Below are 20661 nucleotides of genomic sequence, written 5' to 3' on the forward strand. Positions count from 1 at the left end.
ATGATAAGTGTATTGTTAATGAAGCTTAACTTATTAAAATATAAAAAAGGCTGTAGTTTAAAACTACAGCCTATAACACTTCAAAATTATCTTCTATTTTGTTGTTGTTTCTTAGCTCTTCTACAAGACATACATCTTGTTGGCTCGTTATCGAATCCTTTTTCTTTGTAGAATTCTTGCTCTCCTACTGAAAATACGAATTCACTTCCACAATCTCTACATGTTATTATTTTATCTGTCATAAATATTCCTCCTGAAATTAAAGATTCTAAATCGATATAATAATCTCTAATTTACGAGAAACTATTTACCTAAATGAAACTTTTTTTGTTAGCATCTTTGCTACTCTCTTATAGTAACACACTATTTACTTTAATGCAATTGTTTTTTAAAAATAATTATTAATAAAAAGTTTTTTGCCATTTTATATTTATCTAATATGTTGTAATCTACATAGAATTCATTTAATAAAATCTTTAATTAATGTATAAAAAATACTATACTTAATAATGAAAATATATTAATTAGTTTAGATTGAGGAGTTTATATATGCGAAAAAAAGATATACTTGAATTAAAAAAACGTCTTAAAAAAGACCATTGCACTTTTACTAAAATGTGTGGATGCTATGTCAATGGAGAAAAAAATATTATTTTAAACTTTAGGGAAACTTTTCTTAACTTAGATGAAGATGAATACTTTAAGTATTTAGAAATTGCTAAAAAAGTAATATCTGGAACTATTGGAAACAATATTTTAGAACTTAACTTTCCACTAAATGATTATCTTGTTAATGAGAGACAAGTTTCTCTTATGCAATTAAAAAATAGTCAATTAAAGGATGATGAACTTCTTAATGATTTTTATAAATTAGTCATAGATAATTATGATTACACAGGTAACTTTTTAATACTTCTTTTCCATGATGCTTATGATGTTATCACTAAAACTAAGGATAACCTTAAGGTAGATGAATCTGAAGAAGTATATGAATATATTTTATGTGCAGTATGTCCAGTTTCTCTTTCTGGTCCTGGTCTTAGATATTTTGAAGAAGAAAATCAGATAAAAGCACGTATTAGAGATTGGGTGGTTGAAGCCCCTGCTAATGGATTTGTATTCCCTGCTTTTATAGATCGTAGCTCAGATGTAAATTCTGTTATGTATTATACTAAAAATGCTAAGGATACTCATCCAGAATTAATGGAGAATGTATTAGGTTGTACTTCAAAACAAACTGCTACTATTCAAAAGCAAACCTTCCAATCAATTATTAAGGATTCTTTCTTAGATGAAGAAAAAGCAGAAAAAATATTTATGGAAGTACAAGAAAATTTAAATAATATGATAGAAGAACATAACTCTATGTACGAAGATACTCCTGACTGTGAACCTATATCTTTAACAGATAAGGATGTTCAAAATATATTAATAGAAAGTGGAATTCCTGAAGATATTACTAGCCAGATTGAAAAATCTTATGTGGAAAGCTTTGGAGAAGATCTTCCTTTAGCTGAAAACTTAATTGATAACAAAACTCTAAAAGCAAATGAACAGAGAAAAAAAGAGGAACATCTTGAAAAGCAAGTGGCAATACTAAAAACTAGACTTGAAGAAGTGAAAAAAGAAGCTGCCATGGACAAGGAAGAAGATGCTCTTACAGAAAATGATGATTTAGTTTCTGATGAAACTTCAGAAAGTAACTCAGAAGAAATTTTAGAAAGTAATTTAGAAGAATCTAAAGATAATACTGATATTAATAGTGAATATGATATCATACTTCAAGTAAAACCTGAAAAAATACCTGAAATAAAATCTCAAATAATTGATGGTAAAAAGTGCATAGTTATTCCTATTAATGAGGATGAACAAACTACAGTTAATGGATTAGATGATTTAATTTAGGTTAGTTGAGAATAATGTGATATGAATTTAATACCCTAATATTGGTTATATAACTGGAATTTTATTTCCAGTTATATTTTTATCCTTTTTTTCAACTATCATTTTTTACTGTAAATAATGTCATATATCAAAAGTTATTTTAAAATAGCCAATAATTCACTATCCTATAAACTTAAGTATATTCTTACAAAGTACTTTACTTCCTCTCTTTTTTTAGGCAAGTAAAATTCATATTCTATAAAGGCATAATTATTTTTATTCCCTTTAAAATATTCATTAATACTAAGTATATAATTATCAATTTCTTCTACAGTTCCATAAAAATCTACTAAAGCAAACTTTCCCTGTATATTTTTAAAGGTAATTTTATCTTTATTCTTTGATTTTTCTAAAAATCTTTCTATCTTTTCATTAGATTTTATAAAAAGTAAGTTTTCTTCTTCTATAATGTATTTATTATCCTTTATTTCATAGAAATATAAATATGCTTCATCTTTTAATTCTATTAATTTTTTCTCCACCTTAGATTCATTCTCTAAATCTAAAGCACTTCTTACCTTAACTTCATAGAGTTTTAAATCTAAATTTTCTACATTGAGTTTAGAAAAATCATACTGATTTTTAAAATTCATTATTCTATTTATTACTTGTCCACTATTATCTAAGGATTCTTCTAATTTCTTTAGCTCTAGAATCCTCTCTTTTATTATATTCTTTTGCTTTTGCATCAAATAATAATAATCCTCTATATCCCCATCTTCTGTAATCTCCTTGATTTCACTTAATGAAATTCCTAAATATTTTATTCCTAATATTAATCCTAATTGCTCTAAATGTCTTATATCATAGAATCTATAACCATTTTCTTTATTAACCTCTGGTGTTAAAATTCCTATTTTATCATAGTATCTTAATGTATCTTTACTTATATTAAATAATCTAGCTACCTCACCTATAGATAACTTCATATTCCCACCTCTTATACTCATTATATATTTAATTATATCTCATTAAATTATTCATATGAATATATTTTCAAAATAGGCATTGACATTGGAGTTACTCCATTCTTTATACTTTCTTATTGTAGATAATATTTAATTGGAAAGGATGATGTATTTATGAAAGATGTAATATATAGAGATGTAAAAAAAGAGGATTTAAATCAGTTTGAAAACTTAATTAAAAATGTCTTTAACTTTGATAAGTTTATTCATAATAAAGCACTTTTGAAGATAATAACCAACTCTTATCTTAAGGAAAGTATTTGTGAAAGCTCATTTATTAAAGTTGCTTCTAAGGATGATAAAGTTTTAGGATTTATATTATGTAAAGCTAATGGAGATTCAACTAATTATAACCATCTTTTTAATCCTTTAGAGGAAGAAAAATATCCAACTACTCTTCCTATAGAAAATATTAGAGATGAAAATGAAATCGGTGAATTTATTAAAATAAAAGAAGCCTACTCTGAATTATTAAATGGGAAAGAAAATCTTTTTGATAGTTGCATTAATTTATTTATTGTATCTGAAGAAGCTAGAGGTCTTGGAATTGGAAAAACTTTATTAAATTATTCTTTAAAATATATGCAATCTATGAAATCCTCCTCTCTTTATTTATTTACAGATGATAGATGTAATTATGGATTTTATAAGAGCCAAGGTTTTAATTGTTTAAATGAAGTAGATGTTTATTTAAAAACTGTAGACTCAAATTTAAAAACATTTTTATATACCTATTCCTATTAAAAGTTCTCTTAAAAATAAAAAAATACAAATGAGGTTAAATCCATTAAATATCTGATTTAAAGTCAAATAAATCCACCTTAAAATTTAGTGATGACTTATAAAAATTTCTTAAAATAAGGTGAAAGAAAAAATTTTATTAAATCAAAACTTACTAAAAAATCTCATTTGTATTTATATTTTTATATAAATCATATTTTAATAAGTTAAATAATTTTTATTTACTAAGTATAAACCTTAATCTACATCTTCAAAATTATTATTTAAATATTTAACTGAAGTAACTATGCCATTATCATTAAGAACTAAAGTCGTGTTATAATAAGATATGCTATACTCTTCTTTAGTGTTAAATCTATACTTACTACCAATTCTAACATTCCTATTACCTTTTTCATCTAAAAATTCCTCATATATAGTACTGCCATCATAATCTCTTTTTAATTTACTTATATTTTCTTTAATAGTCTCAATATTTTCACCTATTATATTTACATCATCATACTTAACTATATTTCTTTCTATAGAAGCTTCTTTCACCCATGTTTCTTTTTTATTAAATTTAATTACTATACCACCAAAATCGTAAGTTTGATTTCCTAAATAATTAAACACTTCATGGCTAAATTTTTCCTTTGCACTCCATGGTTTTAAATCCTCATAATTAGATTCTTCCCTTATATCAAAATCAGGATTTTCTAAAAAGTTAGATTTTCCATAATAATAACAATTGTTAGGAGCATTATGATGTACATCCTCAATATCACTATTCTTCATAACAATAGAATTTATAGGTTCATAAAAACTTATCCTTGAATCATGTAATCCATCACTAGAAGCAGCTACTACTAATCTTCCTTCTTTATATGCTAAAGCTTCCACTCTTGAAATTAAAATATATGGTGCTAAAACAAAAATAAACGTTATAATAGCACTTATAAAAAAAGATATAAGAGTAAAAAACAACTTCATTTCTTTTCCTATCTTTTTTCTCTTCATAATTATTCTAATAATTAATATATTCAACATTATTACAAATACAAACTTATCCCACGCAATAAATTCTATAACACTTTCTCTAAACTCCATACCATAGTTTAATAAAATATTGCTTGAAACCAAATAAACAATATAAATTAAAAAACTTATTATTAAAATAACTCCTGAAACACTTAATTTCTTCCCCTTCATGTAACTCCTCCCCCATAAAAATATAAATAACTTAATATAGCTTAAGTGTTATATTTTACAAATATATTATTTTATTTATATAAATTTGTAAATAGATATAAATAAAAAACTACTTTAATAATCATTCCTTTTAATGTAAAATATCATAAAAAGATAAATAAAAAATCTTTGATTCAATTAATAATGAAACTATTTATATAAAAATACAAAAGCTGGAGGATATATTATGAAATATGAAGTTATACTATTTGATGCAGATGAAACCCTATTTGATTTTAAAAAATCTGAAAAGGAAGCCTTTAAAAATGCTATGCTTGACTTTAATATAGCATATGACGAAAACTACCATTTAAAAGTATATAAAGAAATAAATACTGCTATATGGAAAGAGTTTGAGCAAGGACTTATTACGCAAAAGAAATTAAAAATAGAAAGATTTAAAAGATTATCAGATAAATTAAATATAAATTTTGATGCAGCTAACTTTGCTAAATCATATATGAATCATTTAGCTGATGCTTCTTTTTTATATGAGGATAGTACTGACCTTATAGAAAATCTTAATAAATCTTATAAACTTTCTATAATAACTAATGGTCTTATTTCTGTTCAAGATAAAAGAATAAGACAATCTACTATAGCAAAATATTTTGACCCTATAGTAATTTCTGAAGAAATACTAATATCAAAACCTGATCCAAAAGTCTTTGAGCACACTCTAAAACATATGAATTTTTCTGATAAGAGTAAAGTATTAATGGTTGGAGATAGCTTAACTTCTGATATACAAGGTGGTATAAACTTTGGTATAGACACTTGTTGGTACAACCCTAACAAGATAAAAAACGAAACCTCAATAAAACCTACTTATGAAATTTCTAGCTTTGATGAATTAAAGACTTTACTATTAAACAATAAATAAATCTAAGAAATTTATGGTATTTATACTATAAAAATTTCTATAGTGTTTTAGTTAACTAAAAAAAATATTCATAGCAATATTAATAAAAGTAATCATAGTAATTTATATAAAAATTAGTTATAAAAAATATTTTTACATTAAGAATACAAAAGATTAAATATAATATTTGAAAATTAGTAATTATTTATTTAGGGGGTAAACTATGATAAATAAAGATAAAAAAAGTAAATACTTTGTATTCTTTAGCTATGAATATAATTCTATTAGAGAGTACTTAGAGGAAATGGCACTGAAAGGTTGGCTATTAAAATCTATAATGGGATATAGCTTTAAATTTATAAAGACTGAACCTAAAAAACTAAAATATTTAGTAGAGCCAATTGATAAAAATTCTTCATCAGAAACTCAAAATTTAAGTTCTTCTATTCCAAGTAGAGAATACTATGAAAGTGCTGGTTGGAAATATATATGTGAAAAAGGCAATTTAAATATTTTCTATTCAGAAGAAAGTTCTAGTTTATTACCAATTAACAGAGATGAAAATGAAAAATTTAAATGTCTTTTTAAATCATCATTATTTGAAATCTTTCCTAATTTGCTAATTATATTGATTTTATCTTTTAACATATATAATCAAATTTCTAATGGAAGTATAGTATATCTACTAACATCTAATTTAAGTTTACTATCAATAATTGCATTAATCCTCTTTACTATAACTAATGTTATTGAAATTATATTCTTTATTTCTTGGAGCATAAAAGTTAAAAAAGCAATAAATAATGGACTAGCTATTCCCTGCTCTTCATTTAAGAAATTCAAAAGAAAAAATCTAATAAAGAAAGTAATCAATATAAGCATTATATCTTTGATTTTAATATTTTTATTTGCAGATATTATAGGAAAAAATAATTCTTTAAATGAACCTATATCAATATTATTAGCTATATTAATGTTTTTTGTAATATTCTTAGTAGATATTTTCACTAGAAAATTGATAGAAAAAAATAAGTACTCAAAAAGAACAAATATTATTATAAGATCTATAAGTATTGTGTTCTCTTTTTTCTTAGTTATTTTTGTTACATTAAACACCATTACAGGCATAGCAGGTGATGGATTTATAGGTAATATTCATATGTCAGAAACTACACTTCCTTTAACTTTAAATGATTTTAAAATATATAATAATGAATCTAATGACATATATGTAAATGAAAACAGTAGTATCTTAGCAAAACAAATATATTATTCTAATTACATAGATGTTGATAATACCTTAAATTATTTATTTTTTGAAAGTGACTATAAATTTCTAATATCTGCTGTTGAAAAATCTTTAATTGACTTTAAAACTAAACTTAACCTAGAACATAATCCAAACTTTGTTATTAAAGAACCCTTAATAGTAGATGGAATAAAGATATACTCACTTGAAAATCCTATAAATAGATTTACTTTTGTTTCAAACAATAAAATCATTGACATTGAAAACTCTTTTAAAGACATTAATAATGAAGATTTTATACAAATAATTCTAAAAAATATCTTCAATAAAAATGTAACTCTACCTAATAATTAATATATTAAAAACAATAATCTATTTTATAAGAATATTTTCATTATAAGTATTCATTAAAAACTAAATTTAATAATTAAAAAGTAGATGATTCTATGTAAAAATAAAATCATCTACTTTTTTATATCTTTTAAACTTATTATCCTTTACTATTAAAACTAGCTAAATCATTATGAAAATATTTAGATTTTTAGTTTTTAAGTTTTAAAAAAATAAGCTCAATCTGATACAATAAAAAATGCTGAACTTAAAATACCAAATTCATATTAGCCTTTTATTACTCATCTTACTATATTATTATGCCCTCAAAATGATCAACTTCATGTTGAATAATCTGTGCAGTAAATCCTGAAAATGTTTCTTTGTGTTTCTTGAAATTTCTATCAAGATATTCCACCTCAATTATTTCATATCTTGTTGTTTTTCTGAAGCCAGTTAAAGATAAGCAACTCTCTTCAGTTTCATAACTTTTCTCTTTTTTTAGTATAACTGGATTAACCATAGGAACTATAATATTTCCTATACTAAATACAAGTATGCGCTTTTTCACCCCTATCATATTGGCAGCCATACCAACACAACTCTCTAAATTTGCTCTTAGGGTATCAACTAAATCATCAATAATTCCTATATCTTCTTTAGTTGCAAGTTCTGATTTTTGCCTTAAAAATAATACATCCTTAACAATGGGTCTTATCATATTTATTCCAACCTTTCTATATATATCAATACACTTTTATTTTACTAACTTTACACATAGACTACATATAATTTATCTAATCTATAATGAAATTATTTTATGATTATAATTATCACACAATTTCTTTGAATTGCGTACTAAAAAATACCGCATATTCTTTTGAATAATACAGTATCTTCATTAATTAATATTTGATTTTATGTCAGTGATATATTAATATTACGACTTACTTTCTTTAGTTTTGCACTCATAATTTATTTTTATTATATCCATGATTTGTTTGACAATTTCAGCTAACTGCATACTGCCATCTATAACATAATCTGAATTTGGAAGAATAGTATTTAACATTTCTTCATATGCAATTCTCGCATATTTCAAATAAAAACTCATGTCTTCCCTGATTTCATCCCCAGTACTATTATGCATATCACGTAATACACGTCTTGCCATTGCTATATCTAATGGAGTATTAATAAAAATCGTACAATCTATAAATGGTTTAATCAAATTATTTTTATATGCAAATGGATAATCTAATAAAATGTATTGAGTCTCATTATCTCCTTTAAATTTCAATATATCTTCTTTTAGTGGTTCTAAATTCCATACATTATAATCTGCTCCATTAATCACCCATTGATAAAAATCTTCAACTTCTCCTTCAAAATCATAATCATCAAAATGAAGTGATTTAGCACTTTTTATATTTTTTTTAAGTTCGTTTATAATAGTTGTTTTTCCACTTGCTGTAACACCTGACACTGCTATTATTACTGTTTTATTTATAATAATCACCTTCTCATATACACTAATATTTACTTCGCATAGTAATACTATTAGGAATCAATTATAACATATCTTCCCAATACCATACTATTCAATTTTCAAAGAACATTTTTATTGCTTAATACACAATATAATCAAATTGTGTATATTACATTTTTTCATATAACTTACCTATAAGGATTTCTAATTGTTCTTTAAGTTTTTTATTTTCTTCTACTAATTGTATAGCTTGTTGTTTTAAACTATCTTCAATTAACTTCTCCAGCTATAGCCTAACGTAACATCTTTACTTATTCTTCAGTTAAATATGGTATTTTTTCTAAAAGTAATTTATCGAAATAATCTGCTTTTGATTTTGCTAAGTCTTTTATGTTATCTTTTATACTATATTTTTCCTCAACAATATTCTATATTTGTTTAGCTGTTTTAATTTCTTCTTCATGCTGATCTAGCTTTAGTTTTTGTTCTACCATTTCTTTTTTCTTAGCTATATATTGAATAATAACATCTTCAACACTTTTAATAATAGCTAAAATAACTCCAACTATTCCTAAAGTTAAAGCTGTTAATATTGGTTCTATTATCTTTTCAATTTTAATATCATACTCTCTTAATTATTAGCCCTAATAAGGTCTAAAATTAACAATCTTTTAAAAAAATCATACTTAAAATACAAATGTAATAAACAAATATGTAAATATATTAATTAATATTTAATATATTTATAAAAAATGGTAAAATAAATAAGATGGAATGAAATGGGATTAAAAGGAGTGACTTTATGAGTTTTTGTTGCAAAGATTTATTTCAACTTAAGTATTTTTCAAAAGCAAAATTGTTAGCTGGAGAAAGTGGACTAAATAACCAAATTTCTTTGCCCTATGTAAGGACAACAGAATCTATTTCAAATTGGCTTTATGGAGGAGAGTTACTCTTTGTTATTTATAAAGATAATGATGAAAATCTCTCACTTTTACTAGAAGAATGTATTCAAAAGAAACTTGCAGGTATTGTTATTTTAATTGATGATAAAAATATAGATAAAATAACAGATACCATGATTGATAGAGCAAATAATGAGGCTCTTCCCCTATTTATAATGCCTTGGGATATAAAATTAATTGATATTATACAGGAAATTTTTCTAAAAATAGAACAAAAAAGAGAAGAGTCAAAAAATGGTAAGCATTTTCTTGAATCACTTCTTTTTTCACAAGATCAATTAAGTGATGATATAAACGCCCTGGCGGAATTTTATAATATAAAGTTAAGACCCTTTCATTATATTTGCATACTGAAAATGAGAAAATCCTCAAATATTCCTTATGATACAGAGAATATTAGCAAGCACATAACTAATTCCTTAGATGATGGCTTAAAAGGGAAAAATTATACTTTAATCCATATGGAGTATGCAAATTATCTATTGAGTTTGGTATTTGCTAATGATTATGAAGAAGCAAAAAAATCCTTAGAATATATTGAATCTGGTTTTAACCTTATGTGTTCTAGATATTCAGAAAATATTGAAATGAACTTAGGTTTTAGCCGTATAAGAAAAACTAATTCTGATATTAAAGCAAGTTATAAAGAGGCCTTTAAAGCTTTATCCATGATTGACATGTATGATAACGATTCAAAAGTTATTAAATATAACGAACTAGGCATTATAAGATTGTTTATTGAGTTAGCTGAAATTAAGGACGTTGAACAATATTGCTATGAAAACATAGGTCCTATTTTAGAATATGATAAAAGTCATGGAATGAATTTATTAGAAACTTTAAAATGCTATTTTAAAAATAATAGACATTTACTAAAAACTTCTCAAGAACTTTTTATTCATAGGAATACTTTACTTTATAGATTATCCACAATAAAAAATCTTTTACAAAGGGATTTAGATGATGCTATGACTGACTTAGAACTTTTTAATAGCATATTGATTTTTGAATTTCTTAATTTACAAAATAAATTATAAATGTGGACTACCCTTTAAATAAAGATTAATAATTATATATTTAAAATATTAAAATGGACTATATAAAAATTCTACAAACAATTTTTATATAGTCCATAGTTTATTGCAATTAATTGGTAACTGATTCTTTTATTTTTATATTAGACTTTGACTTTTCTTTTGCAAAGGATAGTATTAATACTCCTGCAAATATTAATGAACATGCAATTATTTTCATTAATGTTATTTCTTCACCTAAAAGTATTGCTCCAAAGATAACACTTGTTATAGGTTCAAATGTACTTATAACCGCAGCTTCACTAGCACCAATATATTTTATACCCACTTGTAATAATGATAATGCTACAACTGTACATAAAAAAGCAAATATTGCTGATAATCCCCATGCTTTATGTGTCAATGAAGATAATACAAGTTCCTTTGTAAGCATTCCATAGATAAACATACCTACTGTTGAAGCTATTGCTACATAGAATGTTATTTTAAAAGGTGGCTCACTTTTTAAACCACTTTTATCCATAAATATAATATAGAATGCATAGAACATTCCAGATGCAACGGCTAAAATTAATCCTAACAATGTACTTTTTCCAAAAGATGCTGAATTTAACGCTGTAATAAAGAAACATCCTATACCTGACATAGCAATAATTAATGCAAAGACTTTTTGTTTACTTAATTTTTCGTGGAAGAATATTACACAACCTAATGTTACAAATATTGGGTAAGTAAAATGTATAGGTGTAACTATTCCAACATCTATGCAAGCAAATGCCATATTTAACATTAAAGTTGTTATTGCATTCCCAACGAAACCAAGTATTATTAGATCTCTAAGTTGTTTCTTTGTTACTCTTAAATCTATTTTTAAAAGTAAAATAATTACTAATAAAAATGGCAAACTTAAAAAGTTTCTTAAAAAAGTTAATGTCACAGGGTTGCTTCCTTCAAGACCATAGGTCATTGGCCCAAGTGTAAAGGCAAAACCAAAGGTAATTGAAGATAGCATAGTTAAAATAATTCCTTTTAATTTCATAGTATCCCCTACTTTTTCTGCTTAAATTTATCAAATACTAATTTAATATTATTTAAAAGCTTTGTCAATAATTTCGATAATGTTTGGAATAACATCATCAACTATTATTTTTCCTCTTTCAGCTGATGAAGATTTAGCTGATGCAAGTATTCCAGTTTCAGGAACAATATCTTTTTCTATTGGGTATCTATAATAAGTTGCAGGGCTAGCATTTTCTGTATCCATGATCTTATCTTCTCTAACAAGTTCTGGTGCAAAATACATCATTAATGATGTTTCTGTAACTGCAGCATGTTCTAAAGCCCAACCTGGGAATGGTACTTCATCAAATACCTTATCAATTACGTCAGGTGACATTGGATCCCACCAGTTAGTAAGAAGTAATTGTACTTTATCTCCATATTTTGCGGAACATAAATCCATAGCTTCTACTATGAATGCTTCATTTTCAAAGTGAGCACTTAATATAAATATTTTTGTAAATCCATCACGAACAAATTCGTCTATTATATCCATTACTAAAGCTTGTAATGTAGCTCCATTTAAATCTATAGTTCCTGGGAATAATGGGCCACCACCACTTAATGGTTTTGATTTATATCCATATGATAAAGCAGGAGCAACTACCCCATTTATTTTTTCAGCAATTCTATAAGCAAATCCATTTGCTATTACAGTATCTACACAAGTTGGAAGATGAGGTCCATGTTGTTCTGTAGATCCTATTGGTAATATAATTACATCATCTTTTTTCTTCGCAAATTCTCTCCATGTCATGTTTTCCATTTTTACATTTTCATACATAATAAATTCCCCTTTTCTTGTCTTATTATTCAGCTTATCTTTATTAAAGATTGATTTTTAGCTAGAACTATAAGAAGCATTTCTACAAAAGTAATCCTTTGCAAAATTAAACACACCTAAAGATCTAGCTAAAAATCAAAACTTCATTAAATGTAGCTTTAATTGAAAATTCTTTATGTGAATTTTGCTATGCTCTCAGTATACAATGAGTATTTTTTGGTGACAATGTACTAAAAATACAAATCTATTTACCAAAATATGTTCTTTATGTGCACAGTAATCTTAAACTATTCTTGTATATTTGATACAATGACTAGATAAATCTTTCATGCTAAACTTTCCTTATTGACAAGTCATTACTAAAAATAATAGAAATTTCAATTTATTAATAATGATATAAGTAAATTTTTTTAGTAAAATACCAAAAACTGAAGGGAGATTATTTAAATGAAAGCTATTTTATTTAAAAATGCTAGATTAAAAGGAAATGAAACACTAGTTGATTTACTTGTTGAAAATGGAGTTTATAAGGAAATAGGTCCAAATCTTTCTGAAAAATATAAAGATGTAGAAACTTATGATTTAAAAGGAGATCTTGTTGTACCACCTTATGTTGATCCACATATTCATTTAGACTATGTATATACAGCTCGTATGCCTGGTGCAAACAATGGAACAGGAACTCTTTTTGAAGGAATTCAAAGATGGTCTGAAACAAAAGGAAACATGACAATAGATGAAATTAAAGAACGTGCAAGAATAGCTCTTAAAAAAGAGATTTTATATGGTACTCAATATATGAGAACACATGTTGATGTAACAGATCCTAAGTTTACAGGATTAAAAGCTATTATGGAATTAAAAGAAGAATATAAAGATATTATAGATATTCAAATCATAGCTTTCCCACAAGAAGGAATGTATTCTTATAAAGGTGGAGATGAATTAGTAGAAGAAGCTTTAAAAATGGGTGCTGATGTAGTTGGTGCTATTCCTCACTTTGAATTCACAAGAGAAATGGGAGAAAAATCAGTTAAGAAAACTATAGAACTTGCAATGAAATATAACAAATTAATAGATATTCACTGTGATGAAACTGATGATGATCAATCAAGATTTGTTGAATTATTAGCAGCAGAATCTTATTTAAATGGAATTGGAGAACTTACAACTGCAAGCCATGCTTGTGCTATGGGTTCATATAATAATGCTTATGCATTTAAATTATTCAAACTTTTAAAATTATCAAAAATGAACTTCATATCATGTCCAACAGAAAATATTCACTTACAAGGAAGATATGACACTTATCCAAAGAGAAGAGGTCTTACAAGAGTTAAAGAATTAAATGATGCAGGAATTAATGTTTGTTTTGCTCAAGATTCAATCTCAGACCCATGGTATCCATTAGGAAATGGTAACCTAATGAATATCTTAGATGCTGGTATTCATATATGTCATATGATGTCTGTTGATGAAATTAATAATGCCTTAGATTTAATCACAACAAATGGTGCTAAAACTCTTCATATCCAAGACAAATATGGTATAGAAGTAGGAAAAGATGCTAACTTCATAGTTTTAAATGCTAAAAATGAATTTGATGCAATCCTTGAAAGAGTTGGAGTTAACTGCTCTGTAAGAAGAGGAGAATTCCTATTTAAGAGAGAACCAGAAGTAATAGATACAAAAATAACTCTATTAAAATAGTCACCATATAAATTAAGGATATACTTTAAAAGTATATCCTTAATTTTATTTCTTTATATTACACTAGCTTTTTCTATAAGGTTATTTAAATATTATATGTAATTCATCTTTTTGAAGGCATATATTAAAAATTCCTCAGCTAAACTTTTGCTTTTAATATTTTTTAATACCTCTTCAAAAGAAAACCATTCTGCTTTATCAACTTCCTCATTAATTTGACTTAAATCTTCACTATCTACCACACAAATAAAATTACACATTAATGTATTAGTTTTTTCATAATAACTGCTCTTCATATATTGATAATCTTTAACATTAAGACCTGTCTCTTCTTTTATTTCTCTTACTAAGGTCTGTTCTGCATTTTCACCCTTACTAATGTATCCTGCTACAAGTATATTATCTTTTCTTCCATATTGTTGTATAAGCAACACTTTATTTTTATCAGGATTTAAAACAATTGCACTTATAGCTGAACTAAATGTTGGGAAATGAAACATTTCACACTTATTGCAATATGGAACCTCCCCCTCATTATTACATTGTTTATTTATTAATTTAGTGCCACACTGAAAGCAATAATTCATATTCTTTACTCCTTATATCTAGTATATAGATTATACTAGTTGATTTATCCTTAGTCTCTTATTTCCCCACTACAGTGAGAATTTACCTTTTATTATATTTCTTTTCTATAGCTTAGTCAAAAATATATAGTATAAATAACATACATCAGATATTAAATATATTTTCTCTTATTTTTTTACACTTTCTAATAAATATCCTATACCAATGCCTATAAACGCTCCAGCAGTCCCCCACATAAAATTTTCTGTAACTAATCCAATACCAATTCCTATTATAAATCCACCCAAAATCAAATTAACCGAAAATTCCTCTGCTTCACTATCTATATCTTCAAATATTCCTTTTTCACTACTTTCTATTAACTCTTGTTTAGAATTATTTTCTTCTACCTTCTCCTCTTCTTCCATAATCAACTCATCTAAACTAACACCAAATATTTTTCTTAATAAAATAAGATTGTCAATATCCGGATAAGCTTTACCTGATTCCCATTTTGATATTGCTTGACGAGATATATTTAACTCCTTAGCAAGCTGTTCCTGTGATATATTTTTTTCTTTTCTTAATTCCTTTAACTTATTATTAAACCCCAAATTGCTCACCTCAAATATAATTATCTCTATATCCCTATACTTATTCAAGCATCTAGTAGTTTACACATTGTAAACCAATAGTTTCTATTAATTATTAGCGTAGATTTACTTGTTTATAAACCAGACCTTTCTTTTCAACTTATATTTTCATGTTAAAATAGTATATAATATTAGTAATTCTCATGATTCTAAAAGCCACTAGATTTTCTTATTTAAACAGCAATTTTTATAATTTAACTTGCTAAAAATTTGCTAATGGAAAATATATTGAAATTCTCATTAATATAAAAATTTTAAAATAAGGGAAGTGAATTATTACGAAAAAGAAATTGTTTACCATAATTATAATTTTTTTAGTAATTACTATTTCTTATTTTTATTTATTTAAAAATAAAAATTTAAAGAATAATGATAAAATAGAACAACCTATATATAATCTTTTAACTGAATTTTTTGAAATTGATTATAATAATAAGCCTTTAGATTATTCAAATGTTGTAAATAATCATAGATTAATTACTTTGCTAACTTTAAATAAAAATCGTTTTCTTGATTACAAAAATAAATATAAAAAATTTAAAGTTAAAATAAATAGTATATATGAAAAAGATTCTAATAATTATATAGTGGAGTTACAGGTTTTACAGGGAGAAAAAATGGACATTAAAACAGATTATACTTGTTTAATCCAAAAAGAAAATAATAAGTATTATATTAATAGGATTATTAATAATATCTTGCTAGAAGATAGAAATCCAGAAAACTTTATAACTAATGATAATTTATATAATGATTATATTAAAAATTTTGTATATTCAATTCAAAAACAAAATAACTAAAATGAATTTATAAAATAATAAGAACTATAGAAAGGATTTATTAATTATGATTTTTACTTTTTTCTCTAATTTAGTTCATATTGTAAACTTATTAACTATTTTTTATATGATTTTTAAAGAGAATCGTTCTTCTAAGAGTATAATTTCTTGGACATTAGTATTAATTATATTACCATACATAGGCTTTATTCTATTTTTAATGCTAGGAAGAAAAGTTAATACTAAAGATATTTTTATAATGAAAAAATCTGAACTTACTCTCTTTGATAAATATATAAAAAAATTAAAAAGTGCTGATAATTCAAATGATGATTTAAAAAGAGCCAAGCATTCTGATATGATTAAAGCTATTGAAAGTATGGAGTACTCACCTTATAGAAAAGATGTGGAAACTAAAGTATTTTTTGATGGTAAAGAATTATTTGATGATATTTTAGAAAGCTTAAAGAAAGCAAAAAAAAGCATAAATATAGAATTTTACATATTCAAAAATGATGATATTGGTTCAAAGATCTTAGATATCCTTAAAGAAAAAGCTAAAGCTGGCGTTGAGGTAAGATTATTATATGACTCTGTAGGAAGTAGAACCACTAATAGAAAAAAACTTCAGTCTGCAATTGATGCTGGTGTAAAAGTTGGTGAATTCTTCCCTTCCCTACTTAGATTAATAAACATAAACATGAACTTTAGAAACCATCGTAAAATAATAGTTATAGATAATAAAGTAGGCTATGTTGGTGGCTTTAATGTGGGAGATGAATATTTAGGTAAAGATCCTAAGTTTGGTTACTGGAGAGATACTCATATAAAATTCATGGGTGACTCAGTAAGAGACTTAGATTTAAGATTTTGGGCTGATTGGAGATATGCTACTAAGGAAGATATTGATTTAAGCCACTTAATAGATTATAAAAATGAACAAGCCCCTTCTACAATGGCTAATTATTCAAAGTGTGGTATGCAAATAATATCTAGTGGCCCTAACCCTGATAACTTTTATGAAATCAAATTATCATATTTAGAAATGATTCAAAAAGCTAAAAAATATATTTATATACAATCACCATACTTAATTTTAGATAACAGCATAGCTGATAGTTTAAAACTTGCATCTATTTCTGGAGTTGATGTAAGAATAATGATACCTGGTAAAGGTGATCACCCCTTTGTTTATTGGGCAAATCTAAAATACGCTGGAGATTTACTAAACTTTGGAGTAAAAATATATCATTATGACAAGAATGCTTTCCTTCACTCTAAAACCTTAGTTATAGATGATGAAGTATGTTCAATAGGAACTGCCAATATGGATACAAGAAGCTTTGAACTAAACTTTGAAGTAATTGCTATGCTATACTCAGGTGAAATAGCAAAAATACAACGTAAACAGTTTGAAAAGGACATGCTTATTTCAAAAGAATTGACTAGGGAAGAGTATCTTAAGAGAGGAACTTCCGTTAAAATTAAAGAATCATTTTCAAAACTCTTCTCAGCTTTACTTTAATCTAAAATAAAGCTTAATAAAAGTATCTATCTTTATAGGATTCTTTTAATTATTCAAAAGAATCCTATAAAATTATTTTTTAATTCCAAGGTTAATTATAATAACTTTTTTCATATTAATAAATTCAATAAAATATTATTTATCTATTTTATCATCAACAAACTTCTTTAATTTTAATAATGATACACCTGTTATATCACTAATAATTTCTATAGGTATTCCTGCTTCTATAGCCTTTAAAGAAATTTTTATAGATTGATCACTTAATTTATTTATACATTCATCTAAATGATTAAAATATATATCAAATAACTTTGAATTATTATTACTATATTCAATATAGTTATTCTCATCTAATTTTGTAGTATATTCTTTTAATTTAAAATAATTCATTAATAAAAAATATACACTACTTTCTAATTTACTCTCTTCAGAAATTTCATTTATATTTCTAATTTTTTCAAGAATCTCATATTCATTTACCATTAATATATTTCTAAATTCAAATTCCCTTATATTACTTTTTTAAAGCTACTATTTATTTCTAGTAATCTCAAATCATAATTAACATAAATGTAAGCATTATATTTGGTATATATACTATTAGGTTCACAAATTAAGGATTCTAATAAATAATTCATCTGGATATCTGTTAGTTTGTATTTATATTTGTATTCATCTAAATTTTCTACCATATCATTAGAATTTATTATATTTATAAATTCCTTTGTCATACTAATATCGGAATTTTCGTTACTATCCATATCTTTAAAAATTAATTTATTTATATCTATGTACTTTCTCCTATCTTTTGATAAAAACTCTAAGTCGTAAAGTTTACATCTTAAACTAATTAAATAGAAACCCTCAAAAACTAATAAAAGTGGTATGATCATTGTTTGCTTGACTAAAATTAAAGTTATTAAAAAAATAAAAATTACTATGGGCCCTACTAATACCTTTCTAATTTCTTGACTTTCTATTATATATTCTCCTTCAACAACTATATTTTTCAACTTTAAAACTAATATCAAGTTTATTAAATTTACTAAAACACATAATATTTCTATTAATATCATAATAGAGATCCTCCAAATTTCTTTTTAAAGTAACTAGAGTAATTTTCAATTTTATTGAAACCAAAGTTTAGTTGCACATAAACCAATAGCTAAATTTTTCTCAAATAGTCCTGTAGTAGAAATGTCCATATAAAACTTACTAACTTCATCACTAAGTTTTTCTTTATGTTTAAACTTACTAAGTGCTAATTGTCTTAAAGTTTCTGCTAATTTCATTGTTTCTAATTGAAAATCTTTTCCACTTTCAACTGCATTTTTAAATTCAACTAAGTTACTACGTTCTTCTTCAGAAGTTTGTTCATTTAGAATTAAATCATAAACTCGTGCTAATAAATTATTTTCCACTAATTCTCTTTTTTCTTTTCTGCTTAATTTCTCTGAATTTTCCATAAAAATACCTCCTAAAACTCCTTAGAATATTGCATCCATAATGCAATATCCTTGAAATAGTTTTTTATACTCATAAAATCAAGATATTATAAAAATAATCAGCATATTTATCATAATTGCTGATTATTTTTTAATATTTATTTATCAATATCTATTTTATTTGTTAATAAAATCAAAACACTTAATAGTATAATTTTAACATTAATTTCATAATTTTAGAAGTCTTGCATTTTAAAAATTTTTATTTTTATCTAGTCCACTCATTTTTTCTATAAACATATTCAAATGACTCAAAAGTTTTATCAAGTGATTCTGAGTAAAATGATCCTTCATTTTCTAAAGTAAACCCACACTTTTCAATTAAACCTTTAGATGCCTTATTATTTTTAAAACAACAAGCATACACATATTCTATATCATTAATGAATAAATAATTAAGAATTTCATAAACCACTTCTGTCATTATTCCTTTATTCTGATAATTTCGATTCAATACAAAACCAAGTTCCTTTGTGTCATCTCTTCCATCCTCAGAATCCTCATTTATTGATATATGACCTATTACCTTGCTGTCTTTTTTATGCTCTATTGCAAAAATATTCGTATTTTTAATATTCCTATATAATGCTTCCTTTGAAGTTAATAAATCGCTGTGATGTTTCCACCCAGCCATTTCTCCTACTCCCTCCTGACTACAATATTCATGAAAATCTTCTAAATCTTCCTCCTTAAAATTACGAAGAATTATTCTATCAGTTTCTAATCTCATAATACCATCCCCTTTTAACAATTCGCTTAAAAATAAATTAAATTTACTTATTTTTTAAAGAATATATTAAAATTTCATCATCTGAACTTTAACTTTTAATTAATCTTCAAAACTTTCACCACTTAAGGATTAATATGTTCTATTTGTAGTTAATCAAAAACTTATCTAAATGTATTTTTAATTTCATTTAACCCATCTACTATTTCTTCCCTTGAAAAATTAAGTTCTTTTAATTTCTCATCACTATAGTCATTTATATGTTTATAAAAATCTAAAGCAATTTCATAACTCTTTTTAGTTTTGTGAATTTTTATAGCTTCAAAAATTATATTTTCAGCTTCATTTATATTTCCTTGATCAACATATTTTTTAACCATAATCTCTAATAAATCATCTTCTGAAATTTTCATATCATAATTATTATCTTCTATATTACTTTCAATAGCATTCTTACTAGTCACAATAGCAACACACATTTTCCCTATAGAATCTATAACTCGTTTAATATAATCCTGTTCAAAGCGCATAATAAAT

General features: G+C 24.9%; 22 protein-coding genes. 8 read left to right on the plus strand and 14 right to left on the minus strand.

The features are described 5' to 3' along the window. Positions 1–86 precede the first annotated feature (86 nt). Positions 87–242 (minus strand): zinc-ribbon domain-containing protein, encoded by a 156-nt coding sequence (locus tag QP548_RS09120; protein WP_061426727.1) that lies wholly within the window; start codon positions 240–242, stop codon positions 87–89. 307 nt (positions 243–549) lie between these two features. Here QP548_RS09120 and QP548_RS09125 point away from each other — a divergent pair, with 307 nt between their 5' ends. Beyond that, positions 550–1905 carry a DUF4317 domain-containing protein gene (locus tag QP548_RS09125; protein WP_075808118.1) on the plus strand — a complete coding sequence of 452 codons (1356 nt, stop codon included), beginning with the start codon at positions 550–552 and terminating at the stop codon, positions 1903–1905. Between the two features lie 164 nt (positions 1906–2069). Here QP548_RS09125 and QP548_RS09130 read toward each other — a convergent pair whose 3' ends face one another. Next, positions 2070–2873, minus strand: coding sequence for a MerR family transcriptional regulator (locus QP548_RS09130; RefSeq protein WP_061426722.1), 804 nt, complete (start codon positions 2871–2873; stop codon positions 2070–2072). A 153-nt stretch (positions 2874–3026) separates the two neighbouring features. Between QP548_RS09130 and QP548_RS09135 the strand changes: the two genes are divergently transcribed. Then, the gene (locus tag QP548_RS09135; RefSeq protein WP_061426720.1) at positions 3027–3656 is read left to right on the plus strand and encodes a GNAT family N-acetyltransferase; all 630 of its coding nucleotides are present in this window, start codon (positions 3027–3029) and stop codon (positions 3654–3656) included. A gap of 234 nt (positions 3657–3890) precedes the next feature. On the opposite strand, the gene QP548_RS09140 is transcribed toward QP548_RS09135, so the two are convergent. Beyond that, entirely contained in the window at positions 3891–4844 is a 954-nt protein-coding gene (locus QP548_RS09140) for a hypothetical protein (RefSeq protein ID WP_061426718.1), read from the minus strand. A 226-nt stretch (positions 4845–5070) separates the two neighbouring features. On the opposite strand from QP548_RS09140, the gene QP548_RS09145 reads away from it, so the two are divergent. Further along, positions 5071–5766, plus strand: a complete 696-nt coding sequence (locus QP548_RS09145; protein WP_061426716.1) for a YjjG family noncanonical pyrimidine nucleotidase — start codon at positions 5071–5073, stop codon at positions 5764–5766. Between the two features lie 202 nt (positions 5767–5968). Continuing rightward, on the plus strand, positions 5969–7348 hold the full coding sequence (locus tag QP548_RS09150) for a DUF2812 domain-containing protein (RefSeq protein WP_061426714.1): 1380 nt from the start codon (positions 5969–5971) through the stop codon (positions 7346–7348). 286 nt (positions 7349–7634) lie between these two features. Here the strand turns inward: QP548_RS09150 and QP548_RS09155 are convergent, their stop codons facing one another. After that, entirely contained in the window at positions 7635–8045 is a 411-nt protein-coding gene (locus QP548_RS09155) for a peptide deformylase (protein WP_061426712.1), read from the minus strand. Between the two features lie 219 nt (positions 8046–8264). After that, complete coding sequence (locus QP548_RS09160; RefSeq protein WP_061426710.1) at positions 8265–8843, minus strand: hypothetical protein; 579 nt, start codon at positions 8841–8843, stop codon at positions 8265–8267. A 772-nt stretch (positions 8844–9615) separates the two neighbouring features. Between QP548_RS09160 and QP548_RS09165 the strand changes: the two genes are divergently transcribed. Next, entirely contained in the window at positions 9616–10815 is a 1200-nt protein-coding gene (locus QP548_RS09165) for a PucR family transcriptional regulator (RefSeq protein WP_061426708.1), read from the plus strand. 109 nt (positions 10816–10924) lie between these two features. Here the strand turns inward: QP548_RS09165 and QP548_RS09170 are convergent, their stop codons facing one another. Both QP548_RS09170 and QP548_RS09175 read right to left on the minus strand, forming a co-directional pair. After that, positions 10925–11851, minus strand: coding sequence for a DMT family transporter (locus QP548_RS09170; protein ID WP_003457034.1), 927 nt, complete (start codon positions 11849–11851; stop codon positions 10925–10927). 48 nt (positions 11852–11899) lie between these two features. Then, positions 11900–12655 carry a creatininase gene (locus QP548_RS09175; protein ID WP_003453056.1) on the minus strand — a complete coding sequence of 252 codons (756 nt, stop codon included), beginning with the start codon at positions 12653–12655 and terminating at the stop codon, positions 11900–11902. Positions 12656–13102: 447 nt separating this feature from the next. Here QP548_RS09175 and codA point away from each other — a divergent pair, with 447 nt between their 5' ends. After that, positions 13103–14365: a cytosine deaminase gene (gene codA / locus QP548_RS09180; RefSeq protein ID WP_061426706.1), complete on the plus strand. Its 1263-nt coding sequence runs from the start codon at positions 13103–13105 to the stop codon at positions 14363–14365. Positions 14366–14457: 92 nt separating this feature from the next. On the opposite strand, the gene QP548_RS09185 is transcribed toward codA, so the two are convergent. Together QP548_RS09185 and QP548_RS09190 are read right to left on the minus strand one after the other, a co-directional pair. Further along, complete coding sequence (locus QP548_RS09185; protein ID WP_061426703.1) at positions 14458–14952, minus strand: NAD(+) diphosphatase; 495 nt, start codon at positions 14950–14952, stop codon at positions 14458–14460. A 168-nt stretch (positions 14953–15120) separates the two neighbouring features. Continuing rightward, entirely contained in the window at positions 15121–15555 is a 435-nt protein-coding gene (locus tag QP548_RS09190; RefSeq protein ID WP_224387240.1) for a helix-turn-helix transcriptional regulator, read from the minus strand. A 647-nt stretch (positions 15556–16202) separates the two neighbouring features. Here QP548_RS09190 and QP548_RS09195 point away from each other — a divergent pair. Next, the gene (locus QP548_RS09195; protein WP_242945111.1) at positions 16203–16385 is read left to right on the plus strand and encodes a hypothetical protein; all 183 of its coding nucleotides are present in this window, start codon (positions 16203–16205) and stop codon (positions 16383–16385) included. A 46-nt stretch (positions 16386–16431) separates the two neighbouring features. Continuing rightward, on the plus strand, positions 16432–17889 hold the full coding sequence (gene cls, locus QP548_RS09200) for a cardiolipin synthase (protein ID WP_061426697.1): 1458 nt from the start codon (positions 16432–16434) through the stop codon (positions 17887–17889). A gap of 135 nt (positions 17890–18024) precedes the next feature. Here the strand turns inward: cls and QP548_RS09205 are convergent, their stop codons facing one another. From QP548_RS09205 to QP548_RS09225, 5 genes are all read right to left on the minus strand, one after another. Continuing rightward, complete coding sequence (locus QP548_RS09205) at positions 18025–18375, minus strand: hypothetical protein (RefSeq protein WP_236907334.1); 351 nt, start codon at positions 18373–18375, stop codon at positions 18025–18027. A 26-nt stretch (positions 18376–18401) separates the two neighbouring features. Then, complete coding sequence (locus tag QP548_RS09210; RefSeq protein WP_236907333.1) at positions 18402–18968, minus strand: hypothetical protein; 567 nt, start codon at positions 18966–18968, stop codon at positions 18402–18404. A 51-nt stretch (positions 18969–19019) separates the two neighbouring features. Beyond that, positions 19020–19358, minus strand: a complete 339-nt coding sequence (locus QP548_RS09215; protein WP_003457030.1) for a bacteriocin immunity protein — start codon at positions 19356–19358, stop codon at positions 19020–19022. 247 nt (positions 19359–19605) lie between these two features. Continuing rightward, entirely contained in the window at positions 19606–20127 is a 522-nt protein-coding gene (locus tag QP548_RS09220) for a GNAT family N-acetyltransferase (RefSeq protein ID WP_003477060.1), read from the minus strand. A 161-nt stretch (positions 20128–20288) separates the two neighbouring features. Continuing rightward, the gene (locus tag QP548_RS09225) at positions 20289–20654 is read right to left on the minus strand and encodes a DUF6483 family protein (RefSeq protein ID WP_061426695.1); all 366 of its coding nucleotides are present in this window, start codon (positions 20652–20654) and stop codon (positions 20289–20291) included. Positions 20655–20661: the final 7 nt, after the last annotated feature.

The sequence above is a fragment of the Clostridium sp. UMB9555A genome, from assembly GCF_030222355.1.
Taxonomy (GTDB): domain Bacteria; phylum Bacillota; class Clostridia; order Clostridiales; family Clostridiaceae; genus Sarcina; species Sarcina perfringens.